We start from the raw sequence: 15,575 nt of genomic DNA, 5'->3' as shown, positions 1-15,575 counted from the left end.
ATCCACAGGCCGAAGCCGTCGGCGCCGGCATTGTTCGAGATCACGGTGATGTTCTTCACGCCGGAATCACGGATCTGCGGGATCAGGCTCTCGGGGTTGCCCGAAAGGCCGAAGCCCCCGGACATGATCGTCATGCCATCGAAAAGCAGCCCTTCGAGCGCCGCGCCCGGGCCGTCATAGATCTTACCTGTCATCGCTTCTCCCCGGCGCGGCCTGATGCCGCGTCACGCAATCCTGGCCGGGACGGAGCAGGCCGTCCCGGTGGTTCCGCTTCGATCAAAATACGATCGCCGGCGAATGTCCATGGCTGCCGTGGCATAGGCTGCCGGCACGCAGAGGGGAAACCGGAGACTTTCGCCGGTCAGAGCGGCAAAGAGGCTCAGGCTGCGGCCATTTGCGGCACCGTGGGGATCGGGAAGACCCGGTCATAGGCCAGATTGAAGAGGAAGGCGTAGACCACGTAGAAAACCACGATGGCGAGATCCATCACGAAGGTCTGCCACAGGCCCATGCCGAGATACCAGGCCATGGGCGGCAGCAGCAGGACAAGCAGGCCGCCTTCGAACAGCAGCGCATGCAGCACGCGCAACGCCAGGCTCTTGCGGGTGTGTCCGATGAGGCGAAGCATCGCGTGGTCGAAGCCGAGATTGTAGACGAAGTTCCAGAGCGTCGCGACGGTGGCCGAGCCGACGCCGATCACGCCCATATGCGTTGCCGGCAGGTTGAAGAGCATGGCGCCGCCGGGGATCACCAGCGCAAGCCCGAGCACCTCGAACAGCACCGTATGGCGAACCCGGTCGGGGAAAGAACGCATGGACATCCGAAACACCTGTTGTTCTCGTTGACGCGGTGCCTTCTATCGTCAAATCTGGCTTTCTCAAGTTAGGTTATATCTGATTGTCAGATAGATGAATGTCTCCTTCGAGCAGCTCGAAGCCTTTGTCGCGGCCGCCGAGCAGGGTTCCTTCTCGGCAGCGGGACGGGCCTTGCGCAAGGCGCAGTCGGCGGTGAGCACGCAGGTCGCCAATCTGGAAGAGGATCTGGGCGTCGCATTGTTCAGTCGCGCCGGTCGCAATCCCGTGCTCACGGCGGCAGGCGAGCGCCTGTTGCGCGAGGCCAGGGTCATCCTGGACCGCCGCGAACACCTGATCGGCGTCGCCAGCAGCTTCGAGAGCCATGTCGAGACGCGGCTCGTCGTCGCCATCGACGAGCTTTATCCGGAGCATCTGCTGGGCGCGCTCTTTGCCGATTTCGCGCGGCATTTCCCGCATGTCGAGCTGGAGCTGCTGTTCCCGCTGATGGAGGATGTCAGCCAGCTCGTCCTGGCCGGCCAGGCCGATATCGGCGTGATGTGGCGCCAGGAGGCGCTGCCGCCGGAGCTCGGCTTCCAGACGGTCGGCTGGGTGCCGATCAAGCTGGTCTGCGGCAAGGGCCATCCGCTCGCCGGCACCCGCGTCGACTGGGAAGAACTCAAGCGGCATCGCCAGATCCTCGTCGCGGCGCGTGGCGACGGACCGGAAAAGCAGCGCCTGCGCGTCGCGGCCGAGGTCTGGTGGGTCGAAAGCCATTGGGTGATCCTGCAACTGGTCAAGCAGGGTATCGGCTGGGCCTTCGTCTCCAGCTACGTCATCGAGAATTCGCCGGTGACGGCCGATCTCGTCACGCCCGATCTTCAGTTCGACAATTTCGACCTGCCGGTCGCCTTGGAAATGGTCTGGCACAAGCAGCGACCCTGCGGCCCGGCAGCGCGCTGGCTGCGCGAGCGCTTCGCGGCAGCGCGCATCGGAGCCGCCTGAGCCTCCTATTCGCTACTGGTGGAACGTCCAGAGCAGATTCTCGCTCAGCTCCTTCAGGGCTTCGACCGCGTCCGGGCGCTCCCGCGCGATGGCGGCGATGAGCGCATCCACCAATGCGAAGACCGCGGTCGGCGAATTCGGCAGCAGCCTGCTGCGCGCCGGGGCGAACAGGGTCACGTCCGCGACGGGAGCGAGCGGCGAGGTGGGGCTGTCGGTCAGGGCCAGCAGCGCGGCGCCGCGCTTCTTGGCGAAGGTCGCGAGATCGAGCGTGGCGCGTGAATAGCGCGGCACCGCGATCGCGACGACGAGGTCGTCCGGGCGTGCCGACATCATGTGTCGGATGGCGCGCTCCGGCCCGGTGCGCGAGGAGGCGAAGGTCACGTCGGCATCGAGATAGAGCGCCAGCCCGTCCTCCAGGAAGGAGGCGACATGGTGGCTCGCGCCCGAGGCGGCGATGAAGACGCGCGGCGCCTTCAGCAGCAGCTCGACGGCCTTTGTCACGGACGCCTCGTCGAGCCCGTCGCGGGCGGCCTGGAGATTGGCGTTCTGGTCGGCGAGCGCGGCGGTGAAGGTTGCGAAGATCGAGCCGGCGGCGGAGCGGGCGCCGGCGAAATTGTCGACCGGGTCATGGGCGAATTTCAGAGCAGCCGAGAGCGCGCCGCGGAACTCGCCATAGCCGCCATAGCCGAGCGCCCGGACGAAGCGCGTCACGGTCGCGTTGGAGGTGCCGCTGCCCTCGGCCAGCCCCTCGATCGTCATGGTCGCGACGTCGAGCGGATGCTGCAGCACGAAGTCCGCGGCACGGCGGTGGCCGTTGCTCAGCGAGGGGTAGATCCGGGCGATCCGGTTCGAGAGATCCGTCGTCGGCTTCAGGCCCTGTGACATGCGCGGCTACCCGATTGACGTTCGAAAATTTTCATGTTTGCTACTGGACGAAAATAAAGCTGTCAAAAGCGGTTCTCAATCGGGAGCGGACCACACCATGCGTAAACCCCTTTTCCTCGCGGCTTTCGCGGCCGCCTGTCTCGCCGGTACGGCGGTTTCGGCGCAGACGCTGCGCATCGCGTTGTCGTCGGAGCCGACGGCGGTCGATCCGCACTACCATGACCTCTCTCCCAACAATGCGCTGGCCCAGCACATCTTCGATTCGCTGGTGCGCCAGGACGAACAGCAGAAGCTGCATCCGAACCTCGCGACCTCCTGGCAGAACGACGGCAAGAACCGCTGGACCTTCAAGCTGCGCGACGGCGTGAAGTTCACCAACGGCAAGCCCTTCACCGCCGAGGACGTGGTTTTCACCTTCTGCCGCACGCTGAAGAACGAGACCAAGGTCTCGGATTCATTCGCCGATATCACCGGCAATTTCGCCTCGGTCGAAATGCCCGACGCGCAGACGCTGGTGATCAACACGAAGGAGCCCGAGCCGCTGCTGCCGAACCTGCTTTCGGGTCTCAGCATCCTCTCGGCTTCGATCGTCGAGCACGGCCCGATCAGCTACGACATCGCCAAGAATTGCGGCGTCACCGGTGCCTGGCCGACGGTGACCGGCTTCAACGACGGCACGCTCGCCATCGGTACCGGCCCCTACAAGCTCAAGTCCTATGTGCGGGGATCGGCGATCGAGCTCGAGCGCAACCCGAGCTATTGGGGCAAGGCCGAGCCTTGGGCGACCGTGCGCCTGCTCCCGGTGACCAATGCCGGCCCGCGTCTCGCGGGTCTCCTTGCCGGTGACTATGACGTGATCGAGAACCCGGCGGCGCGCGATCTCGGCCGGATCAAGGGCGACAAGCGCTTCGGCCATGTCATCACGCCCTCGACCCGCGTGGTCTATTTCCAGCTCGACGTCGCCCGCGACCAGAGCCCCTTCGTCAAGTCCGAGGACGGCAAGAATCCGCTGAAGGACCTGCGCGTCCGCAAGGCGATGTCGCTCGCCATCGACCGCGATGCCATCGTCAAGCGCATCATGGACGGTGCGGCGGAGCCGGCCTACCAGTACCTGCCGACCGGCATGTCCGGCACGCGGCCGAACCCGCCGAAGCTGGCCTATGACCCGGCGCAGGCGAAGAAGCTGCTCGCCGAGGCCGGCTATGCCAAGGGCTTCCAGCTCACGCTCTCGACTACCAACGACCGCTACATCAACGACAGCCAGATCACCCAGGCCGTCGCGCAGTACCTGACCCAGGTCGGCATCAAGACCGAGGTCGACGCGATGACCCGCGCGATCTATTTCCCGCGCCGCGCCAAGAAGGAATTCTCCGTCGCGATCGGCGGCTGGGGCTCCGGCACCGGCGAGGCGGCCTCCTTCCTGCGCCAGTGGCCGCCGACCCCGAACGAGGCCAAGACGATCGGCGGATCGAACTATGGCGGCTACAAGAACGACCAGTTCGACAAGCTGATCCGCGAGGCGATCTCGACGCTCGACGACAACAAGCGCTCGCAGCTCCTGCAGGAGGCCGGCAAGATCGTCGTCGAGGACTACGCCTTCATCCCGCTGCACTTCGAGAGCGGCATCTGGGCCTTCAAGTCCGAGCTCGACGTCAAGGGCCGCGCCGACCAGTACATGCTGGCGATGTCGGTCAAGCCGAAAGCCAAGTAACCGTCGGCCGACAACCCATCGACAAGCCGGGCCGCCCGCCGAGGGCGGCCCGTGACCCATTGAGCGGAGCCGGTCGAGCATCATGACCGCCTATGTCCTGCAGCGATTGATCCAGAGCGTGCTCGTGCTGCTCGCGGTTTCGGTCGTGGTGTTCTTCGCCGTCTACGGCATCGGCGATCCCGTCGAATTGCTCGTCTCGCCCTCGGCCAGTGCGGCTGAACGCGAGGCGCTGGTCCGCCGCCTCGGTCTCGACCTGCCGGTCTGGCAGCAATATTTCGTCTTCATGGGCAATGCGCTGAAGGGCGATCTCGGCCGCTCCTTCGTGCATGGCGTGCCGGCGATCGAGCTGATCCTCGGCCGTCTGCCGGCGACCTTCGAACTCGTGCTGCTGTCGATGACGCTCGCCATCGTCACCGGCGTTCCGGTCGGCCTCTATGCCGGGCTCGACCCGGACAGCCGGCCTTCGCGCATCATCATGGGCGGTACGGTGCTGGGCTTCTCGCTGCCGAGCTTCTGGAAGGGCATGATGCTGATCCTGCTCTTCGCGGTGGTGCTGGGCTGGCTGCCGACGGCAGGCCGCGGCGAGACGGTCTCGGTCCTGGGCATCCAGACCAGTCTTCTGACCCGGGACGGGCTCACCCATCTCGCGCTGCCGGCAATCAACCTCGCCATACCCCAGATCGCGCTGATGATCCGCCTTGTTGCCGCCGGCACGACCGAGGCGATGACGCAGGATTACGTCAAATATGCCCGCGCCAAGGGCGTCAGGCCGCGCCGCGTCGTCGGCCGGCATGTGCTGCGCAACATCCTGATCCCGGTCGTCACCGTAATCGGCATCGAGTTCGGCAGCCTCGTCGCCTTCTCGACGATCACCGAAACGGTCTTCGCCTGGCCGGGCATGGGCAAGCTTTTGATCGATTCGGTCTACCAGCTCGATCGGCCTGTCGTCGTCGCCTATGTCCTGCTGGCGACGCTGCTCTTCGTCACCGTGAATTTCCTCGTCGACATCCTCTATGCCGCGCTCGATCCGCGCGTGAAGCTGACGGGAGAGATGGCATGAGCGCCGAGGCCAAGGCTCCGGCCGTCCCTGACTATGCCGACACGCCGCTCCGCGAAAAGGTGCTGCGGCGCATCCGCAACCGGCCGACGACGCGCGGCGCGGCGATCCTGCTCGGGATCATGGTGGCGCTGGCGCTGCTCGCGCCGGTCATCGCGCCGCAGAATCCGCATGATCTCGCTTCGCTCAGCGTGATGGATAACCGCCTGCCGCCGGGCGAGGCCGGCATGAACGGCATAACCTACTGGCTCGGCACGGATTCGCAAGGGCGCGACATGCTGAGCGCCATCCTCTACGGCCTGCGCACCAGCCTGATGGTCGGGCTCACCGCGACGCTGGGCGCGCTGTTCATCGGCATCTCGGCCGGGCTTGTCGCTGCGCAGTTCGGCGGCGTGGTCGATGCGGTGATCATGCGCGTCGTCGACTTCATGCTCGGCTTCCCCTCGATCCTGATCGCTCTCGTGCTGCTCGCCTCGATCGGGCGCGGGGTCGACAAGGTCATCCTCGCCATCATCCTCGTGCAATGGGCGCAGTACGCTCGGTTGATGCGCGCTTCCGCGCTGGTCGAGCGGCGCAAGGAATATATCGAGGCTGCGCTGAATTTCGGCCTGCCGACCCGGCACATCATGATCGCGCATCTCTTGCCGAACTCGGTCGGCTCGGTTCTGGTCGTCGCCTCGATCAGCATTGCCGGCGCGATCACGCTGGAGGCGACGCTGTCCTTCCTCGGTGTCGGCGTGCCGGTGACGCAGCCCTCGCTCGGCCTGCTGATCGCCAATGGCTTCGAGTTCCTGCTCTCCGGCGAATACTGGATCGCGGTCTTCCCCGGCATCGCGCTGGTGCTGCTGATCGGCTCGCTCAACCTCGTCGGCGACCGGCTGCGCCGCAGCTTCAACGTGCGCTCATGACCGATCTCACGACCGATCCCTTGCTCGAGGTCCGCGGCCTCCGAACCGTTTTCCATGCGGTCGACGGCGCCTGGCCCGCCGTCGACGGCGTCGATCTCAGCGTCTCGCGCGGCGAGGTTTTGGGGCTCGTCGGCGAATCCGGTTCCGGCAAGTCGGTGACCGGCTTCTCGCTGGTGCGCCTGATCGATCCGCCAGGTGAGATTGTCGCCGGCACGATCAGCTTCGGCGGCGAGGATCTGCGTGCTGCCAGCGAGGAGCGCCTGCGCGATCTGCGCGGCGACCGCATCGCCATGATCTTCCAGGACCCGCTGATGACGCTGAACCCGGTGCTCAGCATCGGCGAGCAGATGAGCGAGGCGATCCTGGAGCATCGCGATTGCAGCCGCGATGAGGCGCTCGGTGAAGCGGCGAAGGCGCTGGCCCGGGTCGGCATCTCCTCGCCGGAAGCGCGGCTCAAGCAGTTCCCGCACGAGTTCTCCGGCGGCATGCGCCAGCGCGTCGCGATCGCGACCGCATTGCTCAACGCGCCCGACCTGATCATCGCGGACGAGCCGACGACGGCGCTCGACGTCACCATCCAGAGCCAGATCCTGTTCGAGGTGCAGAAGCTTGCCCGCGAGACCGGGACGGCCGTCCTCTGGATCACGCATGACCTCGCGGTCGTGGCCGAGCTCGCCGACCGGGTCGCCGTGATGTATGCCGGCCGCGTCGTCGAGATCGGGCCTGTCGACGCGGTGCTCGACGCTCCGCGCCATCCCTATACGCTCGGCCTGCTCAACTCCTCGGCCGCCAATGTCGCGCCCGGCGCACGCCTGAACCAGATTGACGGCGTGGCGCCGCGCATCGACGCGCGCCCAAGCGGCTGCCCGTTCCGGCCGCGCTGCCCGCGCGTCCAGCCGATCTGCGCCGAGCACGACCCCGAAACGACAGGCGATGGCGCGCATCGCTTCCGCTGCCATAATCCGGTGCCGGTGGGAGAAGCGGCATGAGTGCTTCGACAAGTGCCCAGACCAGCGCCCCGATCATCGAGCTCAAGGGCATCACCAAGCATTTCCGCCGCAAGCCGACGCTGGCCGAACGCATCCTGATGGCGACCGGACGTGGCAAGGCGCCGCCGGTCCTGCGCGCCGTCGACGGCATAGATGTCAGCGTCAAGCGCGGCGAGGTGCTCGGCCTCGTCGGCGAATCCGGCTGCGGCAAGTCCACGCTGGCGCGCGTCGTCACCGGCATCCTGAAGCCGACGACCGGCGAGGTGGTCTACGAGCAACAGCCGGTTGCCGGCCTGAAGGGCAAGGAGCGGCTCGATTTCCTGCTCAAGGTCCAGATGATCTTCCAGGACCCCTATGCCTCGCTCGATCCGCGCATGAAAGTCAGCCGCATCGTCGGCGAGGCCTTGAGCGTCCACAACCTGTTGCCGAAGGCGGAGATCGATGGAGCCGTCGACCAGGCGCTGAGCGAGGTCGGGCTCGATCTCGCTTATCGCGAGCGCTATCCGCACCAGTTCTCAGGCGGGCAGCGACAGCGCATCGGCATCGCGCGGGCGCTGGCCGTGAAGCCGGATTTCCTGGTCTGTGACGAGCCGGTCTCGGCGCTCGACGTCTCGATCCAGGCGCAGGTGATCAACCTGTTCATGGACGTGCGCGAGCGCCATGGCCTGACCTATCTCTTCGTCAGCCACGATCTTGGTCTCGTCCGGCATATCAGCGACCGCGTCGCGATCATGTATCTCGGCCGCATCGTCGAGGTTGGCACGGCGGCTGAGATCTTCGCCAAGCCGGCGCATCCCTATAGCGCGGCGCTGATCGCGGCGATTCCTTCGGCGGCGCGGCGCAAGCGCGCCTTCCAGCCGCTCAAGGGCGAGTTGCCCTCGCCTTTGGCGCCGCCGCCCGGCTGCCCCTTCCATCCGCGCTGCGAGCAGGCGATGCCGGTCTGCCGCGAGGTTCGGCCGGTTCTCACCGAGATCGCGCCCGGCCGCAGCGCCGCCTGCCATCTGCACAAGGCTCCGGAGGCCGCATGACCACCAAGACCCTCAACCCGCCGGTCGGGCGCAGCGCGCTGCCCTTCATCGATGCGAGCCATCCGGACAAGCCTCTGGAGGTCAATTTCTATCGCCCGGCACGGCATCAGCCGAATGATCCGGTCATCGTCGTGCAGCACGGCATGCTGCGCAATGGCGACGATTATCGCGATTTCTGGATCGACGCGGCCGAGAAGCACAACCTGCTGATCGTCGCGCCGACCTTCCCGAACGAGCCTTTCCCGAAGGCCGAGGGCTATAATAATGGCCTGGTGATCACGACGGATGGCGCCGTGGCGCCGCGCGCCGAATGGCTCTACGCCGTGCCAGGGCGCGTGCTCGACGCATTGCGCGCCGCCGGCGTGATCGACAAGCCGGTCATCCGCATCTTCGGCCATTCGGCTGGTGGCCAGTTCGTGCATCGCATGCTGGCGACGGAGGGCGGCGCGCTGTTCGAAGCGGCGATGGCGTCCAATCCCGGCTGGTACACCCTGCCGACGCCGGAGCGGAACTTCCCGGAAGGGCTTGGCGGGCTCGGGCTCGACAAGGCGGCGCTGACGCGCTGGCTCGCCTATCCGATGATCCTCTTCGCGGGGGATCGCGACATCGTCACCGACGACCCGAACCTGCCGTCGCAGCCGGAAGCCCTGGCGCAGGGGCCGCATCGCTATGGCCGCGCCCATAACATGCTGGAATTCGGCCGAGCCGAAGCGGCACGCCTCGGCATGCCCTGCAACTGGCAATTGATCACGGTCGGCGGCATCGGCCATGACGGGGCGGCGATGTCGCGCGCGGCCGCGTCCTACTGGTTCGAAGGCGGCCGGATTCCGCCGGCCGAAGAGCTCGGCAAGCAGGCGGCGCCGGTTCTCTGACAGCCTGCTATACAGCCTCGCCCGTCGCGGGCAGAGGATTCGGCCACGCCAATGCGGCGGCGGCCGATTCGACGAGGGCTTCATGACGATTGCCGCGCTGTTGCAGCCGTTCAGCACGGGGCAGGTTTGCGCCTGCATCCTCGTCGTCTTCCTGACGGCGATCATGCGCGGCTATACCGGCTTCGGTTTCGCGCTGGTGGCCGTGCCGCTGCTCGCCGTGATCGCCGACCCCGTCACGGCCGTGCCGATGGTGCTGTTGCTCGAAGTCGTCGGCAGTCTGCAATTGCTGCCGGGCTTGTGGCGCTCGGCGCATCTGCGCTCGGTCCTGCTGCTCGTCGCCGGCGCGCTGCTGGCGACGCCGATCGGCCTCTATGGTCTTGCGGCCCTGCCGGCCGATGTGATGCGCCTCGTCATCGCGCTCGTGGTGCTCGCGACGACCTGCGCCCTCGCCGCCGGGTTGAAAGCAAGCCGCGAGCCGGGCGCGCCTGCGACCTTCGGCGTCGGCATCCTCTCCGGCCTGCTCAATGGCGCCGCCGCGATGAGCGGCCCGCCCGTCGTGCTGTTCTATCTCAACGCCCAGACGGCGATGCATGTCGGGCGCGCCTCGATCGTGCTGTATTTCCTGCTCTCCGACACGGTCGCGATCGGTTTCGCGGGGGCGTCCGGACTGATGGGAGCCTCGACGGCTCTGCTGGCGGCGGTGACGGTTCCCGCGTTGTTCCTTGGACAGGTGATCGGGACGCGCCTGTTCCGCTCCGCCCTGCAGCGCCATTATCGCATCGTCGCGATCGTGATCCTGCTCGCGGTCAGCGGCTTCGCCATCGCGCAATCGCTCCATGCGCTGTGGATGAGCGGCAGCTGAACGCTTCGCGCCGCCGCTTGCATTTCGCGTCGGGCGGCTATCATACGCGCGTGGCCGGGCGGCCTTCCCGTGCCCGGCACGTCTGGCACGGACATGCGATGAGCCCTTCCGCTCCCGATACCGAGACCCTGACCTCGCGCCAGCGGCAGATCCTCGACCTCGTGCAGGAGCTCGGCTTCACCACGATCGAGACCCTGGCCGAGCGCTTCGGGGTTTCGGCCCAGACGGTCCGGCGCGAGATCATCCGCCTGCAGGCCGGCAATTTCCTGCAGCGTTTCCATGGCGGGGCGGGGCTTGCCTCCGGCGGCATCCGCTCGGCCTATGCCCAGAAGCTCACGGTCTCGCCGCGCGGCAAGGAGCGGATCGGCGCCGCGGTGGCGCGCATCGTGCCGCCCGGTGCTTCGGTCTTCCTCGATGTCGGAACCACGGTCGAGGCTGCGGCGCGGGCGCTGATCAACAAGCCCGGCCTGCGGGTGGTGACCGCGAGCGTCTCAGTCGCCCAGATCTTCTGCAATCACGGCGTCTTCGACGTGGTCGTAACCGGCGGCACGACGCGCGGGGCCAACGGCTCGCTCGTCGGGCAAGCCGCGATCGCTAGCATCATGGGCTTCCGCTTCGACTATGCGATCATCGGCCTCGGCGGCTTCGATGATGACGGCGCGCCTATGGATTTCGACCTCGAGAAGATCGCGGTGCGGCAAGCTGCGATGGGCCGCGCCCGGCAGAGTCTCGCGCTGGCCGACCACAGCAAGTTCGAGCAGACAGGGACGGCCCGCGTCGCGCCGGCAGAGGCGCTGAGCCTCATCGTCGTCGACGCCGAGCCCGGCCCGCGCCTGCGCGAAAGCTGGGAGCGCAGCGGCACGCGCTGGCTCGTGGCCTGAAGCCGCTTTTCGCCTTCAATTCTTAGCCGGCACTCTTGCGCCCGTGATCGCTTTTGATCAGGATGGAAGAAATCTTACACGAGCGCCGTCAGGGCGCCGCCGCTTCCAGGGAGGTTGCCATGCTCAGCGCCAAGATCGCGTCCCTTTGCCTGCTCGCTTTCGGGATCGGGCTCGCCGGCCCGGCGAAGGCGCAGGATTGCGCCAATCGCGGGACGCTCGATGCCCGCTATTGCGACGCCAATCGCGACCTGCTGGCGGATACCCCGACCGATGCGGCGAAGCAGAAGGACCCGGACACGCTGATCTTCTCCTATACGCCGGTGGAGGACCCGTCGGTCTACGAGAACGTCTTCGCCGATTTCCTCGCCCATCTCAGCAAGGTCACCGGCAAGAAGATCAAGTGGTTCGGCGCCGAGTCTTACGCCGCGCAGGTCGAGGCGATGCGCTCCGGCCGCCTTCATATCGCCGGCGTCGCCAGCGGCCCGACGCCCTTCGCGGTTAACCTCGCTGGCTTCGTGCCGATCGTCGCCATGGCCAAGAAGGACGATTCGATCGGCTATACGCTCCAGCTGATCGTGCCGAAGGACTCGCCGATCAAGAGCATTGCCGATCTCAAGGGCAAGCGCGTCGCCCATGTCGCGCCGTCCTCGAACTCAGGCGATACCGCGCCGCGCATCCTGTTCAAGGAGAAGGGCGTCGTGCCGGGCAAGGACTACGAGGTCCTCTATTCCGGCAAGCACGACAACTCGATCATGGGCGTGGTCAACAAGGACTATGATGCCGCGCCCGTCGCCTCCAGCGTGGTCGAGCGCATGGCCGATCGCGGCATGTTCAAGCGCGACGACATCCGCATCGTCTATGAATCGAGCCCGTTCCCGCGCACGGCCTTCGGTCTCGCGCATGACCTCAAGCCCGAGCTGCAGGCCAAGATCAAGCAGGCCTTCCTCAGCTTCGACTTCCTGAATTCGGCGCTCGCCAAGGAGTTCAAGGACACCAAGGGCTTCAAGGAGCTGAGCTACAAGGATGCCTGGGGCGACATCATCCTGATCCAGGGCAATAGCGGCATCACCTATACCCAGGACGGCCTCTCGAAGCTGAAGGGCGATTGATGTCGGCTGTTTCCGGAGCTGCGGCCGGCGGCGCTCCGCTGCTGGCCGTTGCGGGGCTGGCCAAGGTCTATCCGACCGGCAAGAAGGCATTGGGCGGTGTCGATGTCGTGATCGACCGGCCGCAGCTCGTCGCGGTGATCGGCTCGTCCGGCGCCGGCAAGAGCACCTTCATCCGCTGCATCAACCGGCTGGTCGAGCCGACGGCCGGCAGCGTCAGGCTCAACGGCGAGGAGATCGTCGCGCTCGACCGCAAAGGGCTACGCGCGGCGCGGCGCCGGATCGGCATGATCTTCCAGGAATACAACCTGGTCGAGCGGCTCAGCGTGATGCAGAACGTGCTTTCGGGGCGGCTCGGCTATACCGGCCTTCTCGCCTCGCTGCGCTACCGCTTCCCGCCCGAGGATATTCAGGCGGCCTTCGCGCTGCTCGATCGCGTCGGGCTCGACGGCTACCACAACCAGCGGGCGGATGCGCTTTCCGGCGGCCAGCGCCAGCGCGTCGGCATCGCGCGCGCCCTGATGCAACGGCCCGAGCTTCTCCTGCTCGACGAGCCGACCGCGAGCCTGGACCCCAAGACCTCGCGCCAGATCATGCGGCTCGTGCGCGAGCTGGTGGCCGAGCGTCAGACCCCCGCGATCATCAATATCCACGATGTCGCGCTCGCCCGCGCTCATGCCGACCGCATCATCGGCATGAAGGATGGGCTGATCGTGTTCGACGCGGAGGCCTCCGCCCTGACCGATGCGGCGCTGACCCGGATCTATGGCGAGGAAGACTGGTCGACCCCGCAGGACGAGGATGACGAGGCGCCCGCCGCGCCGACTGTAGCGACAGCACAGGTCGACGCGCTGTCATGACGACGGCCGTTACCTCCTATCCCAGCCGCTGGCGCGCGCCGAGCATCTTCGGCAGCCCCGGCCGGCGGCTCGCCTTCTGGGCCCTGGTTGCCGCCTATCTGGTCTGGTCGCTCTCGACGCTCAATGTCGATACGGCCCGCATCCTCGCCGGGCTGCCGCGGGCCTGGACCATTCTCGAGCGGATGGTGCCGCCCGATTTCAGCCGCTGGGAGCTGCTGCTCACCGGCATGGTCGAGAGCGTGCAGATCGCCATCGCCGCGACGATCATCGGCGCGGTGCTGTCGATCCCGATCGGCATCGCGGCTTCCGCCAATCTCTCGCCAAGGCCGCTTTATCTGCTGGCGCGCGCCTTCATCGTCACCGGCCGGACCTTCCACGAGGTCATCATCGCGATCTTCTTCGTGAAGCTGTTCGGCTTCGGCCCGGTCGCCGGCTTGCTGACGCTCGCCTTCTCCTCGGCGATCTTCCTCGGCAAGATGCTGGCCGAGGATATCGAGAACATGAAGCCCGGCCCGGTCGAGGCGATCCGCGCCACCGGCGCGAGCTTCGGCCAGACCTTCTTCTACGCGGTCGTGCCGCAGGTCCTGGTCAAGACGCTGGGCGTGCTGATCTACCGTCTCGATTCCAATCTCAGGCACTCGACCGTGATCGGCATCGTCGGCGCCGGCGGCATCGGCCAGACGCTATCGGCCTCGTTCTCACGCTATGATTTCGACTTCGCCAGCGCGATTCTGCTGACGATCGCGGCGATGGTCGCCTTCGGCGAATGGTTCAGCGACTGGGCCCGGCGGAGGCTGAGATGACCGCGCATCAGCTCCCGCAGGATCGCGCGCCGATGCGTCGCTATCCCGACCATTGGGAACGCTATTCGCTGCGCGAGCGCGTCGTGCACTGGATCTGGCTCGGCGGCATCGCGCTTGCCGCGGCCTGGTCGGTCTCGGCGCTCGACATCGAGTGGGCCTTCTTCGCCGATGCCCACGAACAGGCGGCCGACCTGATCGAGCGGATGTGGCCGCCGCGCTGGTCCTATCTGCCGCGCATCGTCCAGCCGCTGATCGAGACACTGCATATCGCGACGCTTGGCACGATGATCGCCATTGTCTTCGCCCTGCCGGTCGCCTTCCTCGCGGCGCGCAACACCACTTACAACCAGGCGACCTGGCTTCTCGGCCGGGCCATGCTGGTGATGTCGCGCTCGATCAACACGGTGATCTGGGGGCTGCTCTTCGTCGCGATCTTCGGGCCGGGCCCCGTCGCCGGCATCTGCGCGGTCGCGGCCCGCTCGATCGGCTTCATCGCCAAGCTCGTCGCCGAGGCGATCGAGGAGGTCGATGCCGGCCAGATCGAGGCGGCGGAATCGACCGGGGCCAGCACCTTGCAGGTCTATGGCGTCGCCATCCTCCCGCAGATCCTGCCCGTGCTGATCGGCACCTCGATCTACCGCTGGGACATCAATGTGCGGGAGTCGAGCGTGCTCGGTTTCGTCGGCGCCGGCGGCATCGGGCTCCTGCTCTACGCCTCGATCAACCAGTTCGCCTGGTCGCAGGCGATCGTGATCCTGATCGCTATCCTCGGCATCGTCATCATCAGCGAGGCGCTTTCGGCCTATGTCCGCTCCCGCATTGTCTGAGCCGCAAGTCGAGATCGGCTTCCCCGGTGGCCTGTCGGCGCTGGTCGACCGCTATGACGGCTTCCTGCTCGACCAGTGGGGCGTGCTGCATGACGGCACGCGGCCCTATCCCGAGGCGGTCGCCTGCCTCGAACGCCTGCGGGCGGCGGGCAAGGCCGTGATCATCCTCTCGAATTCGGGCCGGAGCGGGCGCGACAACGAGGCCGTGCTTGCCAGCATGGGGTTCCCCCGCGGTCTCTACGACCACGTGGCCTCGGCCGGGGACGATGCGCGCGAAGCGCTGCTGGAACGCTCCGAGCCGGCCTATCGCGATCTCGGCTCCCGCTGCCTGCTGCTGGCGCGGCCGGGCGAGGATCGTCTGGCGAGCGGACTGGGCCTGACGCTGGTGGAAACGCCCGAGGCGGCCGATTTCCTGTTCGTGATGAGCATGGACCCCGACAGCCAGTCGGTGGCCGGCTGGAAACCGGTTCTCGAACAGGCGCTGCGACGCGGCCTGCCGATGGTCTGCGGCAATCCCGACCGCTATCGGGTCCATGCCGACGGCACCTTGCATGAGGCGCCGGGGCTGGCTGCGCTGATCTATGAGGAGATGGGCGGCTCGGTGCATTATCATGGCAAGCCGCATCCGCGGATCTACCGGAGCTGCCTGCACTATCTCGATCGTCCGGCCGAGCGCCTGCTCGCCATCGGGGATTCGCTGGAGCACGACGTCGCGGGCGCGGCGCAGGCCGGGATCGACGCCGCCTTCATCGCGGGCGGTATCCATCGCGGCGATCTGGACTGGAGCAAGGACGGCAAGGTCGATCCCGAGAGCTGCCGGCGGCTATTTGCTCGCGAGGGCCTTCAGCCGCGCTACGGGCTGTCCTGGTTCACCTGGGGCTGATTCGAGCGGGGTCCTTTCGGGGTTGCCCATTGTGATGAGACCATCGGGGCGGTCGAAACGATCGGCTTCGATCCGAAATCCGATTTCGGGAGGGCGATGCAGGCGCG

The 15,575-nt window shown here is 66.7% G+C and carries 17 protein-coding genes; 14 read left to right on the top strand and 3 right to left on the bottom strand.

Translation table 11 applies throughout. From position 1 onward, the window contains the following. On the bottom strand, positions 1-194 hold a 194-nt coding region (locus tag BLQ70_RS20705), incomplete at its 3' end, for a CoA-transferase (protein WP_280140831.1). Positions 195-379: 185 nt separating this feature from the next. Beyond that, on the bottom strand, positions 380-814 hold the full coding sequence (locus BLQ70_RS20700) for a PACE efflux transporter (RefSeq protein WP_091860814.1): 435 nt from the start codon (positions 812-814) through the stop codon (positions 380-382). Between the two features lie 94 nt (positions 815-908). Between BLQ70_RS20700 and BLQ70_RS20695 the strand changes: the two genes are divergently transcribed. Further along, complete coding sequence (locus BLQ70_RS20695) at positions 909-1,796, top strand: LysR family transcriptional regulator (RefSeq protein WP_091860708.1); 888 nt, start codon at positions 909-911, stop codon at positions 1,794-1,796. 12 nt (positions 1,797-1,808) lie between these two features. Here BLQ70_RS20695 and BLQ70_RS20690 read toward each other — a convergent pair whose 3' ends face one another. Continuing rightward, positions 1,809-2,681, bottom strand: a complete 873-nt coding sequence (locus BLQ70_RS20690) for a MurR/RpiR family transcriptional regulator (RefSeq protein ID WP_061966269.1) — start codon at positions 2,679-2,681, stop codon at positions 1,809-1,811. Positions 2,682-2,778: 97 nt separating this feature from the next. On the opposite strand from BLQ70_RS20690, the gene BLQ70_RS20685 reads away from it, so the two are divergent. The 13 genes from BLQ70_RS20685 (at position 2,779) to BLQ70_RS20625 (ending at position 15,468) form a co-directional block, all read left to right on the top strand. Next, positions 2,779-4,392 (top strand): ABC transporter substrate-binding protein, encoded by a 1,614-nt coding sequence (locus tag BLQ70_RS20685; RefSeq protein WP_091860705.1) that lies wholly within the window; start codon positions 2,779-2,781, stop codon positions 4,390-4,392. Between the two features lie 82 nt (positions 4,393-4,474). Then, positions 4,475-5,452, top strand: a complete 978-nt coding sequence (locus tag BLQ70_RS20680) for an ABC transporter permease (RefSeq protein ID WP_061966267.1) — start codon at positions 4,475-4,477, stop codon at positions 5,450-5,452. Then, positions 5,449-6,357: an ABC transporter permease gene (locus BLQ70_RS20675; protein WP_091860701.1), complete on the top strand. Its 909-nt coding sequence runs from the start codon at positions 5,449-5,451 to the stop codon at positions 6,355-6,357. The genes BLQ70_RS20680 and BLQ70_RS20675 overlap by 4 nt, the downstream gene beginning before the upstream one ends. Continuing rightward, positions 6,354-7,346 carry an ABC transporter ATP-binding protein gene (locus BLQ70_RS20670; RefSeq protein ID WP_091860698.1) on the top strand — a complete coding sequence of 331 codons (993 nt, stop codon included), beginning with the start codon at positions 6,354-6,356 and terminating at the stop codon, positions 7,344-7,346. Before BLQ70_RS20675 ends, BLQ70_RS20670 begins: the two co-directional genes overlap by 4 nt. Then, positions 7,343-8,374 (top strand): ABC transporter ATP-binding protein, encoded by a 1,032-nt coding sequence (locus BLQ70_RS20665; protein ID WP_091860695.1) that lies wholly within the window; start codon positions 7,343-7,345, stop codon positions 8,372-8,374. Before BLQ70_RS20670 ends, BLQ70_RS20665 begins: the two co-directional genes overlap by 4 nt. After that, positions 8,371-9,246, top strand: a complete 876-nt coding sequence (locus BLQ70_RS20660; protein WP_091860692.1) for an alpha/beta hydrolase — start codon at positions 8,371-8,373, stop codon at positions 9,244-9,246. Before BLQ70_RS20665 ends, BLQ70_RS20660 begins: the two co-directional genes overlap by 4 nt. A gap of 82 nt (positions 9,247-9,328) precedes the next feature. Further along, complete coding sequence (locus tag BLQ70_RS20655) at positions 9,329-10,108, top strand: sulfite exporter TauE/SafE family protein (protein ID WP_170843488.1); 780 nt, start codon at positions 9,329-9,331, stop codon at positions 10,106-10,108. A 98-nt stretch (positions 10,109-10,206) separates the two neighbouring features. Then, positions 10,207-10,989: a DeoR/GlpR family DNA-binding transcription regulator gene (locus BLQ70_RS20650; RefSeq protein ID WP_091860811.1), complete on the top strand. Its 783-nt coding sequence runs from the start codon at positions 10,207-10,209 to the stop codon at positions 10,987-10,989. A 119-nt stretch (positions 10,990-11,108) separates the two neighbouring features. Further along, positions 11,109-12,098 (top strand): phosphate/phosphite/phosphonate ABC transporter substrate-binding protein, encoded by a 990-nt coding sequence (phnD, locus tag BLQ70_RS20645; RefSeq protein ID WP_091860687.1) that lies wholly within the window; start codon positions 11,109-11,111, stop codon positions 12,096-12,098. Positions 12,099-12,136: 38 nt separating this feature from the next. After that, a complete protein-coding gene (gene phnC, locus BLQ70_RS20640; protein ID WP_091860808.1) occupies positions 12,137-12,955 on the top strand; it encodes a phosphonate ABC transporter ATP-binding protein in 819 nt (272 codons plus the stop codon). Further along, the gene (gene phnE / locus BLQ70_RS20635; protein ID WP_091860684.1) at positions 12,952-13,758 is read left to right on the top strand and encodes a phosphonate ABC transporter, permease protein PhnE; all 807 of its coding nucleotides are present in this window, start codon (positions 12,952-12,954) and stop codon (positions 13,756-13,758) included. The genes phnC and phnE (BLQ70_RS20635) overlap by 4 nt, the downstream gene beginning before the upstream one ends. Beyond that, on the top strand, positions 13,755-14,585 hold the full coding sequence (gene phnE / locus BLQ70_RS20630; protein ID WP_210184328.1) for a phosphonate ABC transporter, permease protein PhnE: 831 nt from the start codon (positions 13,755-13,757) through the stop codon (positions 14,583-14,585). The genes phnE (BLQ70_RS20635) and phnE (BLQ70_RS20630) overlap by 4 nt, the downstream gene beginning before the upstream one ends. Then, positions 14,563-15,468 (top strand): TIGR01459 family HAD-type hydrolase, encoded by a 906-nt coding sequence (locus BLQ70_RS20625; protein ID WP_091860682.1) that lies wholly within the window; start codon positions 14,563-14,565, stop codon positions 15,466-15,468. Before phnE (BLQ70_RS20630) ends, BLQ70_RS20625 begins: the two co-directional genes overlap by 23 nt. The last annotated feature ends 107 nt before the right edge of the window (positions 15,469-15,575 follow it).

Origin of the sequence: Allobosea robiniae, from assembly GCF_900102525.1 — a bacterium.
Taxonomy (GTDB): Bacteria; Pseudomonadota; Alphaproteobacteria; order Rhizobiales; family Beijerinckiaceae; genus Allobosea; species Allobosea robiniae.
This window is presented reverse-complemented; position numbering and strand designations above follow the sequence as displayed.